Source organism: Endozoicomonas sp. NE40 (assembly GCF_040549045.1).
Classification (GTDB): domain Bacteria; phylum Pseudomonadota; class Gammaproteobacteria; order Pseudomonadales; family Endozoicomonadaceae; genus Endozoicomonas_A; species Endozoicomonas_A lisbonensis.
In genome coordinates, this window is record NZ_JBEWTB010000002.1 from 3731540 (window position 1) to 3753034 (window position 21495).

20 protein-coding genes and 2 pseudogenes are annotated in these 21495 nt (G+C 47.8%); 13 read left to right on the forward strand and 9 right to left on the reverse strand.

Annotation, left to right across the window (positions count from 1 at the left end):
- The first annotated feature begins 85 nt into the window (after positions 1 to 85).
- The 5 genes from V5J35_RS17740 to V5J35_RS17760 all read left to right on the forward strand — a co-directional run bounded on the left by V5J35_RS17740 (position 86) and on the right by V5J35_RS17760 (position 6507).
- On the forward strand, positions 86 to 3976 hold the full coding sequence (locus tag V5J35_RS17740; RefSeq protein WP_354008425.1) for a hypothetical protein: 3891 nt from the start codon (positions 86 to 88) through the stop codon (positions 3974 to 3976).
- Between the two features lie 77 nt (positions 3977 to 4053).
- Positions 4054 to 5010 carry a hypothetical protein gene (locus V5J35_RS17745; RefSeq protein WP_354008426.1) on the forward strand — a complete coding sequence of 319 codons (957 nt, stop codon included), beginning with the start codon at positions 4054 to 4056 and terminating at the stop codon, positions 5008 to 5010.
- A 63-nt stretch (positions 5011 to 5073) separates the two neighbouring features.
- Positions 5074 to 5604: an acyl-CoA dehydrogenase family protein gene (locus V5J35_RS17750; protein WP_354008427.1), complete on the forward strand. Its 531-nt coding sequence runs from the start codon at positions 5074 to 5076 to the stop codon at positions 5602 to 5604.
- A gap of 25 nt (positions 5605 to 5629) precedes the next feature.
- On the forward strand, positions 5630 to 6046 hold the full coding sequence (locus V5J35_RS17755) for a nuclear transport factor 2 family protein (protein WP_354008428.1): 417 nt from the start codon (positions 5630 to 5632) through the stop codon (positions 6044 to 6046).
- Complete coding sequence (locus tag V5J35_RS17760; RefSeq protein ID WP_354008429.1) at positions 6043 to 6507, forward strand: nuclear transport factor 2 family protein; 465 nt, start codon at positions 6043 to 6045, stop codon at positions 6505 to 6507. Before V5J35_RS17755 ends, V5J35_RS17760 begins: the two co-directional genes overlap by 4 nt.
- A 315-nt stretch (positions 6508 to 6822) precedes the next feature.
- Here V5J35_RS17760 and V5J35_RS17765 read toward each other — a convergent pair whose 3' ends face one another.
- Positions 6823 to 7455: a GNAT family N-acetyltransferase gene (locus tag V5J35_RS17765; RefSeq protein WP_354008430.1), complete on the reverse strand. Its 633-nt coding sequence runs from the start codon at positions 7453 to 7455 to the stop codon at positions 6823 to 6825.
- A gap of 27 nt (positions 7456 to 7482) precedes the next feature.
- On the opposite strand from V5J35_RS17765, the gene V5J35_RS17770 reads away from it, so the two are divergent.
- Positions 7483 to 7629, forward strand: a complete 147-nt coding sequence (locus V5J35_RS17770; RefSeq protein WP_354008431.1) for a hypothetical protein — start codon at positions 7483 to 7485, stop codon at positions 7627 to 7629.
- A 204-nt stretch (positions 7630 to 7833) separates the two neighbouring features.
- On the opposite strand, the gene V5J35_RS17775 is transcribed toward V5J35_RS17770, so the two are convergent.
- The 6 genes from V5J35_RS17775 to V5J35_RS17800 form a co-directional block, all read right to left on the reverse strand.
- Complete coding sequence (locus V5J35_RS17775) at positions 7834 to 8391, reverse strand: TMEM165/GDT1 family protein (RefSeq protein ID WP_354008432.1); 558 nt, start codon at positions 8389 to 8391, stop codon at positions 7834 to 7836.
- A gap of 150 nt (positions 8392 to 8541) precedes the next feature.
- Positions 8542 to 9924 carry a YjiH family protein gene (locus V5J35_RS17780; RefSeq protein ID WP_354008433.1) on the reverse strand — a complete coding sequence of 461 codons (1383 nt, stop codon included), beginning with the start codon at positions 9922 to 9924 and terminating at the stop codon, positions 8542 to 8544.
- A gap of 297 nt (positions 9925 to 10221) precedes the next feature.
- The gene (locus V5J35_RS17785; RefSeq protein WP_354008434.1) at positions 10222 to 10791 is read right to left on the reverse strand and encodes a GNAT family N-acetyltransferase; all 570 of its coding nucleotides are present in this window, start codon (positions 10789 to 10791) and stop codon (positions 10222 to 10224) included.
- Positions 10792 to 10797: 6 nt separating this feature from the next.
- Positions 10798 to 11871 (reverse strand): ribosome small subunit-dependent GTPase A, encoded by a 1074-nt coding sequence (rsgA, locus tag V5J35_RS17790; protein WP_354008435.1) that lies wholly within the window; start codon positions 11869 to 11871, stop codon positions 10798 to 10800.
- Between the two features lie 455 nt (positions 11872 to 12326).
- Entirely contained in the window at positions 12327 to 14618 is a 2292-nt protein-coding gene (locus tag V5J35_RS17795; RefSeq protein ID WP_354008436.1) for a hypothetical protein, read from the reverse strand.
- 418 nt (positions 14619 to 15036) lie between these two features.
- On the reverse strand, positions 15037 to 15624 hold the full coding sequence (locus V5J35_RS17800) for an SDR family oxidoreductase (protein ID WP_354008437.1): 588 nt from the start codon (positions 15622 to 15624) through the stop codon (positions 15037 to 15039).
- A 193-nt stretch (positions 15625 to 15817) separates the two neighbouring features.
- Here V5J35_RS17800 and V5J35_RS17805 point away from each other — a divergent pair, with 193 nt between their 5' ends.
- From V5J35_RS17805 to dmpG, 4 genes and pseudogenes are all read left to right on the forward strand, one after another.
- Positions 15818 to 16639 (forward strand): alpha/beta fold hydrolase, encoded by an 822-nt coding sequence (locus V5J35_RS17805; protein ID WP_354008438.1) that lies wholly within the window; start codon positions 15818 to 15820, stop codon positions 16637 to 16639.
- An 11-nt stretch (positions 16640 to 16650) separates the two neighbouring features.
- A complete protein-coding gene (locus V5J35_RS17810) occupies positions 16651 to 16809 on the forward strand; it encodes a hypothetical protein (RefSeq protein WP_354008439.1) in 159 nt (52 codons plus the stop codon).
- A pseudogene (locus V5J35_RS17815) lies at positions 16794 to 16928 on the forward strand (2-oxopent-4-enoate hydratase); the annotation flags it as partial. The gene V5J35_RS17810 and the pseudogene V5J35_RS17815, both read left to right, overlap by 16 nt.
- A gap of 76 nt (positions 16929 to 17004) precedes the next feature.
- Positions 17005 to 17822: pseudogene (gene dmpG / locus V5J35_RS17820) on the forward strand (4-hydroxy-2-oxovalerate aldolase).
- 67 nt (positions 17823 to 17889) lie between these two features.
- Here the strand turns inward: dmpG and sstT are convergent.
- Together sstT and V5J35_RS17830 are read right to left on the reverse strand one after the other, a co-directional pair.
- Positions 17890 to 19140 (reverse strand): serine/threonine transporter SstT, encoded by a 1251-nt coding sequence (sstT, locus tag V5J35_RS17825; RefSeq protein WP_354008441.1) that lies wholly within the window; start codon positions 19138 to 19140, stop codon positions 17890 to 17892.
- A gap of 261 nt (positions 19141 to 19401) precedes the next feature.
- On the reverse strand, positions 19402 to 20547 hold the full coding sequence (locus V5J35_RS17830; protein ID WP_354008442.1) for a PAS domain-containing protein: 1146 nt from the start codon (positions 20545 to 20547) through the stop codon (positions 19402 to 19404).
- Positions 20548 to 20773: 226 nt separating this feature from the next.
- Between V5J35_RS17830 and V5J35_RS17835 the strand changes: the two genes are divergently transcribed.
- The 3 genes from V5J35_RS17835 to V5J35_RS17845 all read left to right on the forward strand — a co-directional run bounded on the left by V5J35_RS17835 (position 20774) and on the right by V5J35_RS17845 (position 21483).
- Positions 20774 to 21025, forward strand: coding sequence for an FAD-binding protein (locus V5J35_RS17835; RefSeq protein WP_354008443.1), 252 nt, complete (start codon positions 20774 to 20776; stop codon positions 21023 to 21025).
- A gap of 108 nt (positions 21026 to 21133) precedes the next feature.
- Positions 21134 to 21343 carry a hypothetical protein gene (locus tag V5J35_RS17840; RefSeq protein ID WP_354008444.1) on the forward strand — a complete coding sequence of 70 codons (210 nt, stop codon included), beginning with the start codon at positions 21134 to 21136 and terminating at the stop codon, positions 21341 to 21343.
- Positions 21343 to 21483 (forward strand): hypothetical protein, encoded by a 141-nt coding sequence (locus V5J35_RS17845; RefSeq protein WP_354008445.1) that lies wholly within the window; start codon positions 21343 to 21345, stop codon positions 21481 to 21483. The genes V5J35_RS17840 and V5J35_RS17845 overlap by 1 nt, the downstream gene beginning before the upstream one ends.
- Positions 21484 to 21495 lie beyond the last annotated feature (12 nt).

Below are 21495 nucleotides of genomic sequence, written 5' to 3' on the forward strand. Positions count from 1 at the left end.
TATTGTAATTGCTATATAAAAAATAACTTCTAAACTTCCGAACCAATGACTGATTTCACTTTCATATACGGCAGTTTTTCAAGGTATGAAAAGAAATTATAATTTAGCAGGGATAAAAAAATATCTACTGTTTTTCTTTATCGCTTTATTTAGTACGTCGGTTTTATCAATCACAATAGAGGATCTCAAGAAGAGACTTGGCGATCACCTGATCAGTATAAATTCACCTGTAATGCAGTCAGAATACCATGATAGTGCATTGAATTTTCTTACTACTGTTATATCTCAAGAATTTGATATTAGACAAATTAATGTTTATCAAGTTAATGAGTTTATTATGCATGTGGCCATTGTGGTTAATAATTTTTTGTATGATGCTTCAGGCAATGCCCCCGAAGCCAGCCCAAATGACCCATCTAATACTCTGTTATTAGGTGGGCAAAGATTAAGAGGCGTCTTAAGAAATACCCCATTTCTCAGGACATTTTTTTCACGAGCCGTCTCTTTGCAACATCCGGCAGTGAGCGGACCAAGACAGGTACTATTTCCAGAGCAAGGTGTGCAACCTGTCCAATTCAGCCTTAATCAACCCGTTCCAGGTCAGCAACTTCTGTTGCTACAACATCCGCATCAACAGCCTCAGTTTCATCAACCAGTCATGCCTCAGCCTCCCCATCTTCTGCCTGTATATCCACCTCCTCTTGTAGTAAACGCCAATCTGGTTCGTCCTACTATGTACCAACTAAATAGGGTGGCAGCAGAAAAGAATAATTTCGTCGAAGTAGGGCAACCTATAGGGGCTGAAGCTACCCAGGAAGAAACTGAAGAGGCAAAGATGCTGAAGGCGCTAACAGAGGAAAACCTCAGTCTGAAAGAACAACAGCAAATACTTAAAAATGAAATTGATCAGGATAAAAGAGAAAAAACTATAAATGAAGCTGAAAAAGCAGAACAGCTAAAACAACTGGCTGAACAAATTAAACAATTGAAACAGCAGCAAAAGGATCTTGAAGATAAAACCGCGCAGATAGTTAAAGAAAATTCTGTAAAAACAGAACAGTTAAAGCAACTGGCTGAGCAAACAGAGCAGCTAAAACATCTGTCAGGACAGAATGACGAATTAAAAGAACAGCGAAATAAGCTTAAGAGGGAAAAAAGTAAAATAGGAAAAGAAAAAGATAGGTTGGTGAAAGAGAATGCCTCCCTGAAACAACAAATTAAAGATTCTCAGGAAAGCTCTACCCATAAGGAAGGAAAGCCCTCCCATAAAGGCACTAACAACCAGCAGAAACAGAAAGAAAGCAGCAGTCACCGTACTTCGTCCGACCGTGAAGTGCAAAAATTGATGGGTGAAAGAGAGAGAGGCGAGCGTGAGGAACAAGAGAAGAGAGAACAAGAGCGGCAGATGCTAATTGCCCAGCAAAAAGCAAAAGAGAAGGAAAGGAAGAAGCGTGAGCAGGAAGAGCTAGCCTTGGAAAAAGCAGAAGCCGAGAAGAAGCAGCAGGAAAAGCTTGCCCGGGAAAAAGCAGAAGCCGAGAAGAAGCAGCAGGAAAAGCTTGCCCGGGAAAAAGCAGAAGCCGAGAAGAAGCAGCAGGAAAAGCTTGCCCGGGAAAAAGCAGAAGCCGAGAAGAAGCAGCAGGAAAAGCTTGCCCGGGAAAAAGCAGAAGCCGAGAAGAAGCAGCAGGAAAAGCTTGCCCGGGAAAAAGTAGCAGCCGAGAAGAAGCAGCAGGATGAGCTTGCCCGGAAACAAGCAGAAGCCGAGAAGAAACAGCAGGAAAAGCTTGCCCGGGAAAAAGTAGCAGCCGAAAAGAAGCGGCAGGATGAGCTAGCCCGGAAACAAGCAGAAGCCGATAAGAAGCAGCAGGAAAAGCTTGCCCGGGAAAAAGCAGCAGCCGAGAGGAAGCGGCAGAAAGAGCTAGCTCGGAAACAAGCAGCAGCCGAGAGGAAGCGGCAGGAAGATCTAGCCCGGAAAAAAGCAGAAGACCAGAAGAAGCGTGAGCAGGATGAGCTAGCCCAGAAACAAGCAGAAGCCGAGAGGGCGCGGCAGGAAGAGCTTGACCGGAAACAGGCAGAAGAGGAGAAGAAGCGGCAGGATGAGCTTGCCCGGGAACAAGCCAAACAAGAGAATGAAGGTAGTAAACAGGAGCGGACACAAGACCTGAGCCATAAAACAGAACAAACCGCTGGTCAGCTTAGAACAGTTGATCTTTTTAACCCGAGAAATACATTAGGGAGCTTAGCGGTTGTTTCAGCCTCGGCAGATCCATCTAGGAATCTGGAAAAAGAACTTTCTGGTCTGATGAAAAATAATAATATTAAAAAACAGTTTAATAATAGAAACGCAGCGGAAGCGTCAAGTAAATCAAGTTTGCCGGATGATAATACCAAACCGAGCCAGGAGGTATCACAAAGTAACCAGATTAACAGCAATCGAAGGCAGATGGGAGAAGATACTATTTTCGTAAAATATGGTGAGTATTTTTTAGCTGCCTGGACAGGAGTTTTATTTCTCGGTGCAATTGTTGTTTATCACTATATAAACTCACAGGCTAAAAGTGATACGGATACGTTTGGAGATCAGTGTCAGCCTTTTCTGAATAATATTATTTCAAATGGTGATGACTCCACTATTAAAGACTCAAAAATAACTATGAAATGCTTTGTTAGACTCAGTGCGGGTGATCTTATTATACCTTTATATAAGCCGTATATCAGAAATGATGAAGATGGTTATAGTGATTTTATTTTATATAACGGCTCTGAGAATAATAATATCTTACCTGAAGATAAGTTTTTTTTAGCGCCTGACAAAATGGAAAAAATGTCCAATGTATCCTCTAATTTTGGAGGGAGATACGCAGAACTTCTATCAGATATTCATGATCTACTACTGAACAAATCATTGATTGATGGTCTCAGGATCACAAATTTGTCTGCAATGCTGTGTGGAGTAATGCCGATTATAAACCAGACAAAACAATGCTTTTTAAACGTTCGAGATATGATTGAGAGTAATGGTATTAATACAATAAGCAGTTATTACTCTTTTATGAATTTTGGCAAATATGTCTCTGATTATTATATTTCCAGGGGAAATGTGTTTGCCATTCTTCCTTTTTGGGAGATAGATGCTGATGGAGACCTTCTGGGGAAAAGATATCCTGTTAAATTGCAAAAAAATTCCTATAGACCATTATTTCCCCTTTTTGATATTTCTCCTGACGAGTTTATTGACCCTTATACTCAGGGAAAATCTTTCTTTTTTAGTAAGGACTTTGCTTGGGTGCGTCACACCAATGCATTTCTGTCTGGACAGAAAACAGGGCTAAGCCAGTTAAAACATTTTGTAGTCTATGAATCTTCACCATGGAAGCACTACGCCCGTATTGTAGGCTATGACGACGGGAAACAACTCAGCCTGCTCACGGAGCCTGATCATGGCTTAAGAGAAAGCCACGCGGAGTTTATATACATGTTTTATAAGCGCTACCTTGCCAGTAGTCAGCAAGTCCGGAAAATTCCTGAAGAGTTAAGAGCCTGGTTTACAAGCTGCCTGGAATCTCAGGTGTGTCAAATTCCCTGGTTTAGAACTGATTTTACAAAATTAGACAATGGCCATTACCAGAGAGTGCATAAGGCATACGAGATAAAGGCGGTGTCTTCAGACAAGGCTATGCGACAGTGGCAAAAAAAACTTGCTTTTGTATATGTAGCAGCAAACCTGAAGTCTACGGGTTTAACGATTAGTCAATTTGCTGATGAGGCAAGAAAGTTATGTGGTGTGTTTGAGCATTATAAAAATCAATTAGCCTGTTTTGTGGAGCTGGCCGATGCTCACTTTTCAAAGTCTGACTGGACGAAATCCTCTGAAATAATTCACTATCTGGAAAATTTTGATGGACACAGTCCCCAGGTTGCCTGGCCAATAAATGGCGAGCACAGTGTACTGCCTCCGAGAGTGTTAACTCCACTTTGAAATAGCCCATTTTTCAGCGCTACTATTTTTTAGCGATCCTTCAGGACAAGGACTGTCATAAAACAGAAAGGTGATGAATGAGTCCTTGGTTTGCAAAACAACTGCTGTTCTTTGTTTCGCTGGCAAGTATGCCCCAGTTAAAGTATCCCCCGCCTGCACCGGAATTAACCCGGGAGCAGAGCGTTCAGGAGATAGAATATAAAGTCCTGCGTATGAAAGACCAGTTGGCCGGTACAGGCTGGCACCGATTCAGCAATGAACGACTGATCGTGTCGGGGATGGCAGTTCCGGCTCCTACCCCCTTTCAGTATGAGGACCTGGCTGGCTGGTCCTGTGGGCCAAATGCAGTGACCCGGGCAGTGAGTCTGGTGACAGGCAGAACGCTGTTTACCAGCAATATTGAGTATACCCGTTTTGCCCTTGGAGTACCCAAAGGGCTGGGAACCTACCATGACCATCAGCACGATGATGCCATGTCCTATAACACCTATGGTTTTAAAAAAGTTTACAATCTGCCCTTGATGCCGAGAGTTGCCCAGATTGTTCAGTCCAGCCTGTCTGGCTGGAATCTCAAAACCGGGGCTCCCCCTGAATGGCTGGCTCAGTATATGAATGCTTACGCTGAAACCGGCAAAGGCATGCACGGGCTGGAATTTGTTTACTACGGCACAAATAACTTTAATCATCTGTGGCAGCAGATTACTGCGCACCTGGACAGGGGAGAGGGAATTATTCCGCTGGTTGTATCGGGTGCCTTGCGGTGGCACTATCTGAATATTGCCGGTTATAACCTTCAAACCGGGCAGGTATTGTTGCTCGACAATGGCAGGCTTGTGAAATGGAGTATTCACCGCTTACAGGGACTGATGTATATGGGGTTTAATTCGCAATATTATCAGGGTGGGGAGTACGCTGCTTTTGCAGTCAGTGGTCTGGTTAACTGGTTTTCTACAGTGAATGATTACAATGTTATTTTTGTCCGGCGAAAGGACATTGCCGGAAGCCACCCTCAAATCGTCCATTCTAACGATTAACCTGCCTTTGAATTCCGTCACAGTTATCGCCATCGCTATTTGGGAAGAACAAGAGGCGCTGCCATGGAGTTCGCTTTTACCGATGAGCAGGAGATGATCCGCGACTCAGCGGAGAATTTTCTGCAGGATAATTCCACCTCTGAAGCGGTTCGCGCCGCCATGGTGACAGAGACGGGCTTTGATCCGGCGTTATGGGAGCGTATCTGTACTGACATGTACTGGCAGGCATTGCCTGTTCCGGAAGCTTATGGCGGTCTTGGGCTAGGCTACGTTGATCTGGTTATTCTGCTGGAAGAAATGGGGCGGCGCCTGTTGTGTTCGCCGTTTTACTCGACGGTTTGCCTGGGGGTGAACAGCCTTTTGGTGGCAGCCAGTGAAGTGCAGCAACAGCAGTGGTTACCGCAGATTGCAGAAGGCAGCCTGACAGCCACTCTGGCGTATACCTCGGCAAACCGCTGGGGTACCGACAGCGTTCAGTGTGTTGCGACCGCAGAAGGTAATGGTTTTTTGCTGTCGGGTACTCTGAAGTATTTACCGGACGGGCATACTGCCGGTTTGCTGATCATCACTGCCGGCCTGTTTGAAGTCGTTTAATGAATTCATGGAAGGAGACCATGTCATGGTCAGTAAAGAGCTAATCAGACAAAAAATGGAGTTGTATATTCGTCTGCTCAATGCGGGTGATGTTGAGGGTATCATTGGGTTGTATGCTGATGATGCCGTGGTGGAAGACCCGGTGGGAACCGACCCTTATGTGGGGATTGATGCCATTGCCAGCTTTTACCGGGGAGGGCTGGGGCAGGTTGAAGTGTCTGCTGAGCAGACCGGTGCAGTGCGGACAACCGCTGCCAGCGAAGGCGCAGTCCCGTTCAGGGTCATCTTGCGTAATGACGACCAGACCATTGTCGTAGAACCCATTGATTTTATGCGTTTTAACGACGACGGCAAGATCGTTTGCATGCGGGCGTTCTGGAGTCCGGAGCACAATTACAACAGCGTTATTCATGAAGATACGCTGGAGGAAACCGTTCAATGAGTCTGGAACAGCGTATTGAAAAACTGGAGCATCTTGAAGCGATCAGGCAACTGAAACACCGTTACCTGAACAGCTGTGACCTGAAAGACGTTGAGGCTATCCGTCAGTGTTTTGCAGGGGGTGAGGTACTGATTGATTACGGCGCTATCGGAACGTTTTCCCACCGGGATGACTTTATAGAGGTCTTTCAGAAGATGGCCTGTCATGTTCATGTGATCGATCTCCACCATGGGGCCAATCCGGAAATAGAACTGGATGGAGAAGAAGCCAGTGGCCGCTGGGCGCTGTATTACTTTACTATTGACGGGCGTACGGGAGCCAGTCAGCAGCTGGGAGGTTTTTACCAGGACCGTTACCGGCGTGTGGATGGACAGTGGCTTATTGTAGAAACGAAGTTTCTGCCTCACTCGCTAAAACGAATGCCAGCGGCTGAAGAACAACAGCAGGAGCTGTTCCGGTAATTCGTTAACATCAGTCATTCGAAACGGGCTTTCCAAACAAGCCTGTTTGCATTCAAGCCATTGCCAGGGATGGTCCAAATCCCTGTCAGTGGGAGCACGACCCACAGCCTGCGTATTGCAAGGTTAAGCGTGATGTGAAAAAGAATAACATTGTGCCAGTCAGACAGGAACAGCCCAAATATCGTCGTACTGGCGGTGACCGCTGATTCAGTTATCAGATGGAGGCGGACCCTTTAAGTGGCTTCTGCCTCCAGAACGATAAGGCGTTATCCGTGAGTTAATGTTAAAACCGAAATCATCCTGAGTTCTATTAAATTAATGGTCAAAATCAAAATCAAAAGCGGAATTTACTTTCCTTATGAGTAAGCCGAGGGCTGTCTCAACCTCACCCCGCCAGATTAGGTAATTCCTGCCCATAAAAATTTTTTTTGCAAACTCGGCATCAGAATGGTCATCGCTTTTTAAATGACCAGGCATGATAGTATGGTCATCGCTTCTTACCTGACCAGGCCTGAAGAACCTTGCTGCGGCAACAACTTTCGGATCGGGATGAAAGCCAAACTGAAGATAAAAACCCCAGGCTTTCTCGGTCGGTGTGAGAATATGCAAGTGCTTGCCGTTGTTAGCCTGAACTTCGGCAGTAGCAATGAACATCAGTAAAGCACCCAGTGAATTATCTCGGTAGGAAGCGGAAACGTTGATAGAACGCAAACCATAAGCGCCTTCAGAGTATGCAGGGTTGTTAAAGCTGGCACGAAAGGGGTTATGCATGAAAAAACGATCGGTCTGGTACACGAGGGTTGCATCCCCAATCTTTTTGTCGACCTCCAACAGCTGAGGCCCGAGGACATATTTACTTTTGACAATGCGCCGGTATGTAAAAGTCTTTGCAGACGATTTATGCTTAAAAAAAGTACCATCAGGTATTTTGACGCAATCAAAGTACATACTCAACTTCCTGAATGGGTGCGCTGGATGAGAAGGGTTGACAATTCCGCAGCCCCTTCAGGCTTCTGGCTGTACGGTAGCTATCTTGGTTTTGTCGCTGATTTCAGCAATGGCAACGGCAAAGATAAAGGCAGAAAAGCTTCCATGGACTGGATGATACCTGAGAAAAAATAAGGGAGAAATGTCCCGCCTTTGAAGGCCGCAGTTTACAGATTGGACGCTGTTGTGGAAATCTGAAAAAGCCCCTGTTTGAAGGGGCTTTCGTTTATCTGAAGAGTGATTTGCGGCTTCAGATGAACAGGGAGCCAGAATAGGCGGAACAAACATATCTGCAAAGCCAACCACCATGAAGTGGCTTCGGCCTTTGGAGCAGTAGTGCTATCCGTGAGTTAATGTTAAAACCGCAAACACCAGAAACAGACAGGCGCTGAATCGGTGAACCCACTTGATTGGCAGCTTGTCGGCAGAGAGTTTACCCATCATAACCACTGGCACATTCGCCAGCATCATTCCCACCGTACTACCAATAATCACTGCCCAGTAGTTGTCATACATCGCCGCCAGCAGCACGGTAGCCACCTGGGTTTTGTCGCCTATTTCTGCCAGAAAAAACAGTACAAAAGTGGCTGCAAAGGGACCATAACGGTAAAACCGGCTCTCTTCTGCCTCGACTTTGTCGGGTATCAGCATCCAGATAGCGACAGCCGCAAACGACGCTGAGAGAACGTAACGCCCCATGTCTCCGGTCAGCCAGTCGGCAATCCATTGTCCAACCCAGGCAGCTGCCGCATGATTCAGGATGGTAGCGGCAAATATGCCCAGGCAGATAACCAGAGGCTTTTTGAAACGTGTCGCCAGGATAAAGGCGAGCAACTGGGTTTTGTCACCAATTTCGGCAACGGCAACGGCAAAGGTTGAAGACAGAAAAGCTTCCATGAACTGGATGGTACCTGAGAAGAAATAAGTCAGGCGGGTGTCACTTCCCGCCTCTGAAGGTCGTAGTTTACAGATTGAATGCTGTGGTGGAAATCTGAAAAAGCCCCATAGATCAGGGGCTTTCGTTTATCAGAAGGGTGCTTTTCGGCTTCAGAAGAAAAGGTGAGCCATGGCTGCGATCACTGGCAGGGTGACCAGGGTTCTCAGGATAAAGATCATGAACAGTTCGACCAGGGAGACTGGCACCTTGCTACCCAGCAGCAGAGCGCCGACTTCAGACAGATAGATCAGCTGTGTCAGGGACAGGGCAGCAATTACAAACCGTGTCATTTCTGTTTCGATGGACGCAGCCAGAATGGACGGAACAAACATATCTGCAAAGCCAACCACCATGGTTCTGGAAGCCAGTTCGGCCTCTGGAATCTGCAGGAGTTCCAGTAATGGGATGAAAGGCATGCCCAGGTAGTTAAAAACAGGTGTGTATTCAGCAGTGATCAGGGCAACAGTACCTATACCCATCACAACTGGCAGCACGCCAAACACCATGTCGATGGCATTCTTTAAGCCGTCTTTAAGTACTTTAACAGGATGATTGTCGGCCTCAGTGGCTTTGTTAATGGCATTGCTGACACCCCAGAAAAAAGCGCTCTGGCCAGCAGGAATCACTTCACTGTCTGCTTTACGTACTTCGCCGGTAATGTACAGGTCTTTCTTGTTGGACAGAGGGGGCAGCTTTGGAACGATGATGGCTGCAGCAATGCCTGCCAGGCAGACTGTCAGATAGAAAGGGCCAAACATGTGTTCCAGTCCCACCTGAGCAATAACCACCAGGGAGAAGGTAATGGAAACCGCCGAGAATGTGGTGCCAATGACAGCAGCTTCCCGCTGGGTGTAATGGCTGGTTTCATACTGTTTGCTGGTCATCAGAATACCAACACTACCATCGCCCAGCCAGGAGGCGATACAGGTAATCGCTGCACGCCCCGGCAGTCCAAACACCGGTCTCATGATTTTTGTCAGCAGGGAGCCCAGTAGTTCCAGCAGGCCGAAGTTCATTAATAACGGCAGCAGCAGGCCGGCAAAAATAAAGACAGAAAACAGGGTGGGTAACAGGTCAAACAGCACCATACCACCAGTGTCTTCTGACCAGATAGCAGCAGGTCCCATTTCAAACAGGCTGAGGATGGCAAAGGTCATGCCCAGAAAGCGTACAAAACACCAGACAGGGCTGACATCAAACAGACCTGACAGGAAAGTGGAGTGGTTGATAAAGCCGGGTTTGAACACTTTTGTTGCCAGAGTCAATAATCCGGTAAAGATAATGATCAGCGTGATTAATGGCGCAATGGTGTCGCCTATGGAACTTTTTAAAGCGGATGCCAGCAGCGCAACAGGAATAGTGAACTGTTCACCGACGCTGACGGGAGTAATGAATAACAGAACCCCAAGAAGTGAAGGGATAACAAATGTCATCCATTCTGCCAGTCCATACGGCTGTCTGTTGTTGGTGCTTAAGGCTGCAAACTGCTTCATAACGAGCCTCCTTTCCCCGGTAATCTCTAATTCATGAAGGGCTGGCCTTCACTGCCTGAATATCCGATTCAATCGGATACCTCTCTGATCGTGCAGGATGATTATGCAATAAAAATAGAATTATATGCAAATAATTATTCTCAATTTATGAATAATAATTCTCAATGTGCGCATTGAATTGTTGAATATGGACAATTGTAGCGTTTTGTAATGGCTTGTTATATTTGGTGTGGCAGGTCGATTCAGGCGGGATTCAGTATACTGAATAATTATTCAATATACTGAATAGTGCACAGGCTATCTGTTGATGCCGTAATGTATACGGTCTTCCAGCCCACCCCGGTAGGGGTAGAAGTCTTTCTGATGACCTTCCTTAGTCATTCCTATTTTTTGCATCACTCGTTCTGAGCCTTTATTGCTGGCGTAGCAATCGGCAACGATCTTGTGTGCATTCAGCTGCTCAAAACCATAGCGCAGCAATAGACGACTGACGCTGGTTGCCAGCCCTTTGCCCCAGAAGCTTCGATCCAGCTGGTAGCCAATTTCATAAACACCGGGAATCATTCCCATGGGGATGATGGCGGCCATACCGGCAAATGCCCGGGTATGGGTATCACGGATGATCAGGGTCATCACCGGCTCACCTTCTCCTTTCATGGCCAGGGCATTCTGCTCAGTCATGGGAGCGAAATAATCCCGGTAGAACTGTTCAGGTGCGGGGGCAAACCAGAGAAACTCTGTGACCTCGTCGTCCTGTAGCATAATGACCAGATCATCGATATCGGCTTCGGTAATCAACGACAGCTGATGGTTATCATCCAGGGGAAAGGGTACACCCTGAAGTAGTTTATGTTTCATTATTTCCATGTTGGTTTATCCTTTCTTTCTGCGACGGGATTCACCCTGAACACTGCGGTATAACCGGCTCAGGGATTTATCCCTGGCTCGCTTCTGAGCAAGGGTTGCGGAATTCAGCGCCTGTTCGCGCATCAGTTTGCGATAGTTGTTAAGACGGCGGGTATCCAGTTGTCCCAGCTCCAGGGCAGAGGCAATGGCGCAGCCCGGTTCACCACTGTGCTGGCAGTCGCTGAACTGACAGCTCCGGGCCAGACGACTGATGTCAGCAAACGTTTCCTCGACACCCTGTTCACAGTCAGCCAGCTGTAATTCACGCATGCCGGGAGTATCCAGCAGCAGGCTGCCTGATGGCATTGGGTGCAGCGAACGGGCGGTGGTGGTATGGCGACCTTTGCTGTCGTCTTCACGGATAGTTCCGGTTACCTGTTCAGCTTTATTCAACAGGGTATTAACCAGCGTAGACTTGCCAACTCCAGAGGAGCCCAGAAAAGCCACGGTTTTGCCCGTCGTACACCAGCTGGCAAGAGCATTCACACTGCTCGCGTCAAGCGCGTTAACCGCTTCGACCATCAGCATGGAATCAATAGCCTGTACCTGCCGGATATAATCCTGAGGGTCAGCGCACAGGTCTGCTTTGGTCAGTACCACTACCGGCTCAGCACCGGCTTCATTGGCGAGTGCCAGAAAACGCTCAAGGCGGTTGAGATTAAAATCGCTGTTCAACGAGCTGACGATAAAGACCGTATCAACATTAGCAGCGATGCTCTGGCTATTTACCTTGCTGCCAGCCGCTTTGCGGGCAAACAATGATTGTCGTTCAAGCAGACGGCAGAAATGATCATCATGGTTCACCAGTAGCCAGTCACCGACTGTTATTCCAGTCATATCAGGGAGAACAGGTAGTGTAAGGCGTTTGTCTTCGGTCTGGACGACAATAATAGAACGATGCAGCCCGATCACCCGGGCAGGGACGGCGTCTTCCCACTCATCAAGAGTCAGTTGCTGTTGAAAAAAAGGTTTCCAGCCCAGTTCGTGCAGAGACAGGCTTGGGTTTTCGTTTGTATTTGAATTTTCGTTTGAATTAAACAATGTTATAGCCACCCCGGACGTAACAAATGGCAGTACATCAGGTAAAAAATCATTATGCAGGGGGCGTGCAGATTCGCCCCGGTTTGAATACCGGGCAGAAGGGAGTGCTGTACTGTAACGGTTAAATCGGTTTCAGTTGTAACTTTGCAGACAGCTTGTTACAAAAATAGTTACAAACAGGGTGTTACAGACAGTTTGCCCGGTGGGTGGTTACTGCAATCATGAATATCCTCCAGCTTTACTAGCTTGTTGTGTTGATTAAGCCATCAATGTAATCAGAATTGCCGGGAGTGTATATAAGTACTCAACCATATGGTGTCATATGGCCGGGTACTTAAGCTTTTTTTAGGGTAGACATTAAGCTCCCAAAAAATGCAAAACGAGTATAGGAACTGAAGCCCTGTAGTGTAGTGACTTTTCATACCGTTGGGTTTCAGCCCTATTTAAAGGGTCAGTTACTGAACTCTGGTAAATGTTAGATTGTATTTTTCTGCAGGACTATCAATAAAACTATTACCCCCCTTCTTCCAGGTCATCAACTCTGCCGTAAAATGTCCTGTCTGGTCCAGAGGCTCTTTAATGCGAAGCATATACTGATCCCTGAGCCACCAACCATCACCACAGCGAATTGACACAATCATATCGCCGCCCCTGTAGTTCAGGGTATTGAAGTCAACGCTGAAAATGTCCTGATCCCAGCAGATATTCGCAGGGGGCTGAAGCTCTTTGGCAGGAATTCGGTCAATGAATCTGAACTGGGTTCCACCATTAAATAGTAATTTCATGAGTTCAGCAGGCAGGTCTTTGCTAACCACTGACCAGGAAATGTCACTGAAAAAATCCGGAGTAAAAACTGGGTTCTTCTCAATTCTGCCTGGCACCCCTGCACCTTCAACCTGAGTGGTCTGGTAGGCACCTCTGATTCCTTTTACAGAGTCTTGATGAACCAGAGTCTGCTTTACGTAGACTTTTTTATCGGGTCCATGGTCTGAATCTATGGATTCATCAACACCATTACGGATGGGTGAGAAAGTCCATTCGCCGGCCAGCGTTTCCAGTTTATTATTCCATTGAAGCCTGGCTGTTAAGATTGGATTTTCGTCTTCAACAGGCAGGTTAAGCTGAATCTTTTTACCACTATCGGTCTCCTTACTGGATGTATTCAGGATGAAAGCTTCTATACTCAGGTTTCTGTTTCCCTGCAGGTCTTTTTCAGAGGTCTCTGAGTGATAGGTTGGCGCGAATTGGTTCCAGGCTACAAGGTTGACCTGGTTTAATGGACGTAGACTGGAATTCGGCACTGCAAATTCCCGTTCCGGTGGATTATCCCACCCTGGTGCCATAATTTTGTTAAAAAGCACTCCCTCAGAGGTAATGCTATCTTTTTGCACAACATTAAAAGGGTTGTCGAGTTTAAGGTTTTCAGACTTTGCTTCCCAGTCGCGAAAAATCTCACTGGATTTACCACCGTTTTCCAACCAGTAAGTGTATCTCTCCTCGTAGTAAGCAGGGGAAGACATTTCCACAGGCAGTGAGGCATTTCCGGGCTTTTGCCACTCTGTCATAAGGTCAGCCTCAGTGGGTGTGCCGCTTGAATCGATACTGTCTTTAAACATACGTTGTTCAACAAAATCGACGCATGGGTCAAAGGGGTCTTTGCTGGAAAGTTTGTTCAGCTCTGACAAAATATCAAAATTTGGGCAAAACTTTCTGGCAGGTTGCTCATTACCACCCTCAAGGGATGGGTCGCCTTCGTTGTAAAGCTCCATCATATCCATAACCAATAAGCCTTGGTCGTTGTATTGGTAGGTGCCGATGGCGGCTTTTTCACCCTGAAACTGGAATAGCCCGTCCCGGTTATAATCAAATTCAAAGAAGGTATGCACAGTCAGCTGGCCAGTGTCCCATTTTTTTGATTCAGTCCAGTTTTGAAGGATATCATCGGTCTTGATTCCATTTTCATCAACAAACCACTGGGTACCTTCTATCCTCTCAATTTTTTTCCCGTTCTCTTTCTTTTTGAGATGAACAGATTCTTCGTAACGCTCAAAAAAGGCATGGGTATGAAAACTGTGCTGCCAGATATTCCAGGCGACCACATGTATACTGTCCCACTGTGCATAGTCAGGATTGTTTTTCAGTTCAGCTTCCCGCTCTCTGGCTCTTTCCAGCCACAATTTAGATTCTCTGGCTCTTGTGACTATGGCGTCATAGTTGTCATGGTCATGGTGAGAAAGAAAGTCACCAAAAATAATACTCTGGTCATTGGCGCTGAAATCGTTTTGTTCAATCACTTCGGACTGAGCTTGACGGATAGCAAAAGGCAGATTGTTGTTCTCCCCCATTGCGACTTTGTCTGATACCTGAGTTGTAAAGGGTGAGACGGTTAGCGAATGACTGTTTTCAGAGTTGTCAATTAGCGTTCGGTACAAGGCTCCGGACGATTTATGAGAACCAGGGATAACCAGAATCTGCGAACCTGTCGCGGCGGCTGACTCAGGCACTTCTAGAGAGAACTTTCCATCAGAGTCAGTAGTCCCTACTATCTCTCCGGTGCAACTGTTGTTCATGGCCTGATCAAGGCAGACTGTAGCATCTGAAAGATAGTCACCATCAAGGGCAATTCCAGACAAGGTGACGGTGGGTTCTGAAGGTGGAGATGAAGGAGAATCGGAAGAGTTGTCGCTGCAACCAGCAAGAATTAGTGCTGACGCTATGGCCAGCGGAATAGCTTTAACAGGAGTCATGTGTTTAACAACTTAAAGTGCATTTTGGGGTGACCACACCAAGAAAAGTTCTGGTCTTAGCGGTTTTTACACTATCTGCATATTTCGGTCAAAATGAACACAACGCCAGCCTCTAATAGCATTAGGGTTTATCTTGTTCAGTCTCATAATGGTTAAGTATCAGATTGTAGTTTGGCTGTTCAAGATGGACTCTGCCCAATGAACCTCGGACGAAAGTGGCTAATGTCTACCCAAAGAAGCTTTTATATTCATGGCCTTATTGGTGGGGACACCAGTTTCATAATAATCCTTCATAATTGCCCAGGCCTGTTCCAGGGGAAGATTGATAACCAGCTGGTGTGAAGCTTTTGAACCCATAGATAAAAGGAGTCTCTTTGTTATAGTTGTTTTATAGCTGCTTATTTATATAGCTGCTTATTTATAGAGTCGCGTTGTCAGCCGTAGCGACCTCAAGAAAAGCAGGTTTTTCACCACCCCCGTGTACCACCACTTCTGCACTACTGACGTAAGACGCAAGGTCAGAAGCCAGATAAAGACATGTGTCGTCTATATCGGAAGGTTGTGCCAGCCGCTGTAAAGGAACTGTTCTGGCGACGCGGGCAATGCCTTCTTCGTCCCCGTAATGCAGGTGGGACTGATCGGTCTGGATCATGCCTGCAATCACCGAGTTCATCCGCACCTTTGGAGCCCACTCCTCCGCCAGTGACTGAGTCAGGTTAACCAGCCCGGCTTTGGCTGCACCACAAGCAGCTGTTCCGGGAGATGGGCGTCTGGCACTGATGATACAGATATTAATAATGCAGCCACCCTGGCTTTGTTGTTGCATCACACGGTTAGCGAACTGAGAAAGGTTCAGTGGCGCCATCAGGTTAAGTCGCAGGATGGATTCCGAAAAGCGGGGGGGACACGGTGGCAGCTTCGGCAAACGGTGCGCTACCGGCATTGTTGACAAACACCGACCTGTGACGATGACAACCTGACCAGTGAAATCCAACGGGTTTTGCATGCTTAACTCTTTTGTTTTTTCAGGTTTTGTTGTTTTCGTTACAGGCTCTGTGCCGAATGTTACCGACTGAGCCAGCAAGAGTATTAGTCCGTTTAAACGATGATGGTGTAACCCTGCATTGAAAGAATCGCCAGATGGTATGACTAAATAAATCCGACAGCCTTGTGGCTGTTTTCTGGTCAGGAGGTTAGGGATGAGTGTAATACCCGAGCATAGCTACGTTCGACTGGATGATGACGTCACTCTGCACTATCTGGATGCAGGGGAGGGCGAAACGGTATTGTTTATTCACGGTTCCGGCCCGGGAGCCAGTGGACACAGTAATTTCAAATTAAATTACCCTGAATTTCTTAAGGCTGGCTATCGGGTGGTTGTCCCCGACCTTCCGGGTTATGGCCGCAGCAGCAAGCCTGAAACCGACTATGTGCTTGATTTTTTCGTGGAAGCCGTGCGAGAGCTTGTGGACCATCTTGGTGTCAGCAGGGTCACGCTGGTCGGGAACTCTCTGGGAGGCGCGATCGCGATCAAGCTGGCGCTGGATTATCCAAAGCTGGTCAATCGCCTGATTTTGATGGCTCCGGGTGGGCTGATGAAAAAAGAGCGCTATTTTAAGGAAATGGAAGGCATTCAGAAAATGGCAGCCGCCTTTGCTGGTAATGAACTGAACGAGCCTGAAGGTATGCGTCGTTTATTAAGCCTGCAGATGTACGACGCTTCCGGCTTGACAGAGGAAGTGGTGCTGGAACGGGTTGCTGTTGTTAAGGAACAGCCCAGGTGTGTGCTGTCGACTATGCATGTACCAAAGCTGGCCAAACGACTGAAAGAGCTGCAATGCCCGATTCTTGGCTTCTGGGGTATGAATGATAAATTCTGCCCTGCTCATGGCGCCCAGACCATGATGGAGGAGTGCCGTAACATTCGTTTTACCCTGCTCAGCGAATGCGGACATTGGGTGATGATAGAGCATCAGGAACTGTTTAATCGTCAGTGTCTGGAGTTTCTGGAAGACCGCTGAAAGGACGGGAAATGAATAATAATAAAAGAGCGAAGTATGGTGATGAGCTGTACGAAGCGCTGACTTCTGGCAAGACTATTCAGCCCTTTACCGAAAGGGATGACGATATCCCCATAGACGACGCCTACCACATTTCCCTGCACATGGTTAGGATGCGACGGAGTCGGTAATGCCCTGCTTTGGGATTGTCGATTCCCGCATCCATAACTGGCAGATCAAAATTCAGGATACCGTGGCAGACAATGCCTCCTGCGGGGTATTTGTACTGGGTGATCAGGAGGTGGACCCAAACGTTTGCGGAAGAAGCACAAAATGGGTCACTCATATTACCGGAACGCAGCTAGTCAGCTAAGTGGAGAATAACAATGGACCTGAAAGGTAAAAGCGTCATCCTTCACGACATGAGCCTGCGGGACGGAATGCACGCCAAAGCTCACCAGATCAGCCTGAAAGAGATGGTGGATATAGCCACTGGTCTGGATGAAGCCGGAATGCCAATGATTGAAGTCACGCACGGCGACGGTCTGGGTGGCGCGTCGCTGAATTATGGTTTTCCAGCTCACTCAGATGAAGAGTACTTGAGTGCTGTAGTGCCTGCCCTGAAACAGGCAAAGCTGATGGAACGCTATGGTGCTAACTGCATTTACTGCACTGGCTCAGCAGGTTATATGTTGCCTGCTGACGTAACTGTCAAAATTGGCCTGTTACGTTCGGAGCTGAATGCCAATACTGAGATAGGTTTCCATGGTCATCATAATCTGGGCATGGGGATTGCCAACTCGCTGGCAGCCATTGAAGCCGGTGCCAGTCGTATCGATGGTTCAGTTGCCGGGCTGGGGGCGGGTGCAGGTGCAGGCAATACGCCGCTGGAAGTGTTTGTGGCGGTACTGGATCGCATGGGCGTTGAAACGGGGGGGCGTCCTTTATAAGGTCATGGATGTGGCAGAAGACCGTGTGGTGCCGATTATGGATCAGCCTATTCGTATCGACCGGGATGCCCTGACTGGGGTATGCGGGGGTTTACTCTTCTTTCCTGCTGTTTGCCAGACGGGCAGAAGCAAAATATGGCATTCAGGCCCGGGATATTCTTTTTGAACTGGGACGTCGCGGTACAGTGGGTGGTCAGGAGGATATGATAGAAGATCTGGCGCTGACTATGGCAAAAGAAAAAGGGTTGATCTGAATCGTTAACAGAAGCCCCCGTTCTCAGTCATCTGAGAACGGGGGCTTTAAACGTTCACCGTCTGTTATCAGGCTTCAGCTTTCTGCCCGGATACCACCGTTGAACCGTTCTGTTCAGCCGCAATGCAGGCTGTAGCCGTGAAGACGACGTCGGTAGAACTGTTCAGCGCGGTTTCAACAGAGTCCTGAATCACACCGATAATAAAGCCGACAGCTACCACCTGCATGGCCACTTCGTTGGGAATACCAAACAGGCTGCAGGCGAGAGGGATCAGCAGCAGTGAACCACCGGCAACACCGGAAGCACCACAGGCAGATACAGCTGCCACCACACTCAGGATAAAGGCAGTGGCGATATCCACCTGAATACCCAAGGTGTTAACCGCTGCCAGCGTCATCACAGTGATTGTGATCGCAGCACCACCCATATTGATGGTGGCTCCCAGAGGAATGGATACAGAATAAGTATCTTCATGCAGCTTCAGGTTTTTACACAGCTGCATGTTTACCGGGATATTAGCGGCAGAACTGCGGGTGAAGAACGCAGTGACGCCACTTTCACGGATGCAGCGCAGCACCAGTGGGTATGGGTTCTGGCGGGTCTTCAGGAAGACGATCAGAGGGTTAATTCCCAGGGCAATGATCAGCATGCTGCCCACCAGAATCGCTAACAGGTGTGTGTAGCTTGCCAGTACAGAGAAACCAGTGGTGGCAATGGTGTCGGCTACCAGGCCAAAGATACCGAAAGGTGCCAGCTGAATGACGAAGCGAACGATGCTGGAAACTGCATCGGACATATCCTGCAGGGTGTTTTTGGTGGTCTCGGAAGCGTGGCGCAGTACTACACCCAGACCAATAGCCCAGGCCAGAATGCCGATAAAGTTACCGTTCAACAGTGCTTCAACCGGGTTCTGAACAATGCGGAACAGCAGTGTGTTCAGCACTTCTCCAATACCTTCCGGCGGTGTTGCACTGGCACCTTCAGTAGCCAGACTCAACGTTACCGGAGACAGAAAACTCAAGGCTACTGCGGTAAAGGCTGCCGCCAGGGTTCCAATCAGGTACAGGGCCACAATGGGGCGAATGTTGGTATGCTGGCCTTTTTTCTGGTTGGCAATAGACGACATTACCAGAACAAATACCAGAATCGGGGCAACGGCCTGCAGAGCTCTTACAAACAGCGAACCCAGAATGGCGACGGAGCCTGCAGCCGCTGGAGAAGCAACTGCAATCAGGGTACCCAGAACAATACCGATAACGATTCTGAGCACCAGGCTAACGCTCGTCATTCGCCCAAACAGCGACTGAGCTTGATTCATTGATAATTCCCTCTTCTTCTTCACTTTTCTACGGTTATTGACCTGAGCTCAGGCTTATTGGACTTGTTGTACTGATTATCAGGAAAAACTATGGCCGTACTGGTCGTGTTGTACCAGAGACCAACGAGGTGATTATATAAGAGAGGTGGCTGCGAATTATATTGCTGTAAATCATTGTTTTTATGAAATTAAATACTATAAAAAGTGATTTGACAGTTTATTATCTTGCTGATTGGTGTTCTGGTGATGTCTGCATCCGGGTCAACCCAGAGAGGCGACGCTTTTGAGAATCAGTCGTACCAGCATGGTCTGACGTGTGACACCGGTTTTGGAGAAGATTGAACGAAGGTGAGCCCTTGCGGTGTTGCGACTGACACACAGGGTTTCTGCCGTTTCATCCAGAGTCAGGCCATTGGCCAGCAGCATAGCCAGCTGCGCCTCAGCAGGCGTCAGGTCAAACAGGGCTTTCACGATTTCCTGCGGCGCCCTGGATTTTCGTTCCGGGTCGCTGATAAAAATGACTACGGACGGACACTGGATGCCTTCTGACCATTTCTCCATGGGAATGGGGCGAACTACAATGCCCAGGTCACTGGCTCCGGACAGGCGCTGGATGCGCAGTGCTTCGACCAGCGATGGTTCAAGGCTCCCGTTGACACTATGACGGTGTGAATTGAGCGCATTGCGAATCATTTCCCGTAACTTTCGGGTATCGCTGCTGGAGCTCACCTGCAGGGTTTTGCCCGTGATTTTCAGACTGTCATTGTCCTTGACCAGCTCTTCTGCAACCTGGTTTACCTTCATGATCTTGCCATCTTCATCGAGAATAATGGCACCGACCGCCAGCTGATTCACCGCCCTGGCATACAGGTTTCGTTCAGACTTTACCCGGTTCAGGCGCATGTGGATTTTTACTGCTGATTCCAGATGAGGGACCAGCAGTTCAAGCACTGTCTTATCGTCCGTGGAAAAGGAATCCGCCTCTTTACCACGGCTGATTCTCAGACTGCAATGGGCGCCATCTTTCGTATGAATATCCGTGCCGACAATGTGATACACGTCCATGGGCGCAAGGTACTGGCTGAAGTAGTCTGATGTCTTCTGTTCTTTTTCAGGAATAAATTCGTCAAGAGTGACGACTTTGCCATGGGGCAGGTCGACAAAGGGGTCAAGGGCGAAAAATTGTTTGTTATAGGCCGCCACTTCGTCGTCAGTACTTTCGCCAGTACTGACAATAATGCCTTCGGCATCACTGGAAGGAGGTCTCAGGATGAAAGTGGCAGAGTTGGCATGCATCTGATCCTGAAGGCTGTGCAGAAAGGATTTCCATGGAACGTCTTCCTGAATGCCTTCGTACAGGACGTCAGTCAGACTGCTGAACTCTTTGACGCTGATTGTTTCGCTCATGAATCTGTTCTTTTATCGTTGTAATCGTCAGATACTATTCATGCGCTTTTGGTGGGTTGCGCAACACGCAGAGTATAGGGGTTTCCCCTTGCCGGCAAGCTTTTACTTAGTCTTTTTAGACGATGTTGCTGTGCATGACTGGGGCAAGAATCGTAGTGGGTTTGTGTTAATTGCTGATGATTGCTGTTTTAGTCTGCAAATGCTGGCAAATTGAAGAGGTAGGCTGATGGAAAATAATAACAACATAGTCCCGGATAAAACATGGGATAAAACAGTTGATGTCGTCGTTGTCGGTTCGGGGACAGGCGCTTTAACGGCTGCCCTGCGATCTCATGACCTGGGCATGAAAGTACTGGTGGTGGTATCTGGATACCCGACAATCATCAGATATCTCAACTCGGTGGTGAAGATTCCGGAGAAAAATCCATCAGCTATCTCAAGAATATTATTGGCCATGATCCGGGCGATGGTCGTATAGAAGCATTTGTCTGCAATGCGAAGAAGATGCTTAAGTACCTTGAGAATAACACCCGCGTCCGCTACGAATCCCAGCCAGCTTATGCGGATTATTATCCGGAGACATAAGGTGGTTTACCTGGCTATCGCTCCATGGACCCGCTCTCCCGGTTTTTTACCCACCACCCTTAAAGTCATGTGGCGTTACTGGAGCGATCTTCCCTGGCGTTTTAAATCATCCGGGGATCGCCTGCTGATGCTGGGCAATGCCCTGGTCGGTGCACTGCGTGCCTCCATGATGGACCGGGAATTGCCGCTCTGGTCGAGTCTGACAATCTGATGGCTCGCAGCGGCAGGGTGTGGATTGCAGCCGAGCTGGGGGAAGAACTGGGCGTTAAGGGCATTGATGGTAGCCAGCCACCGTCGCACAGGGCATTTTTAGGAGAGCCAGCTGAACCCAGTCCGGCGATCGTGGAGTGAGTTGTCGTAGAT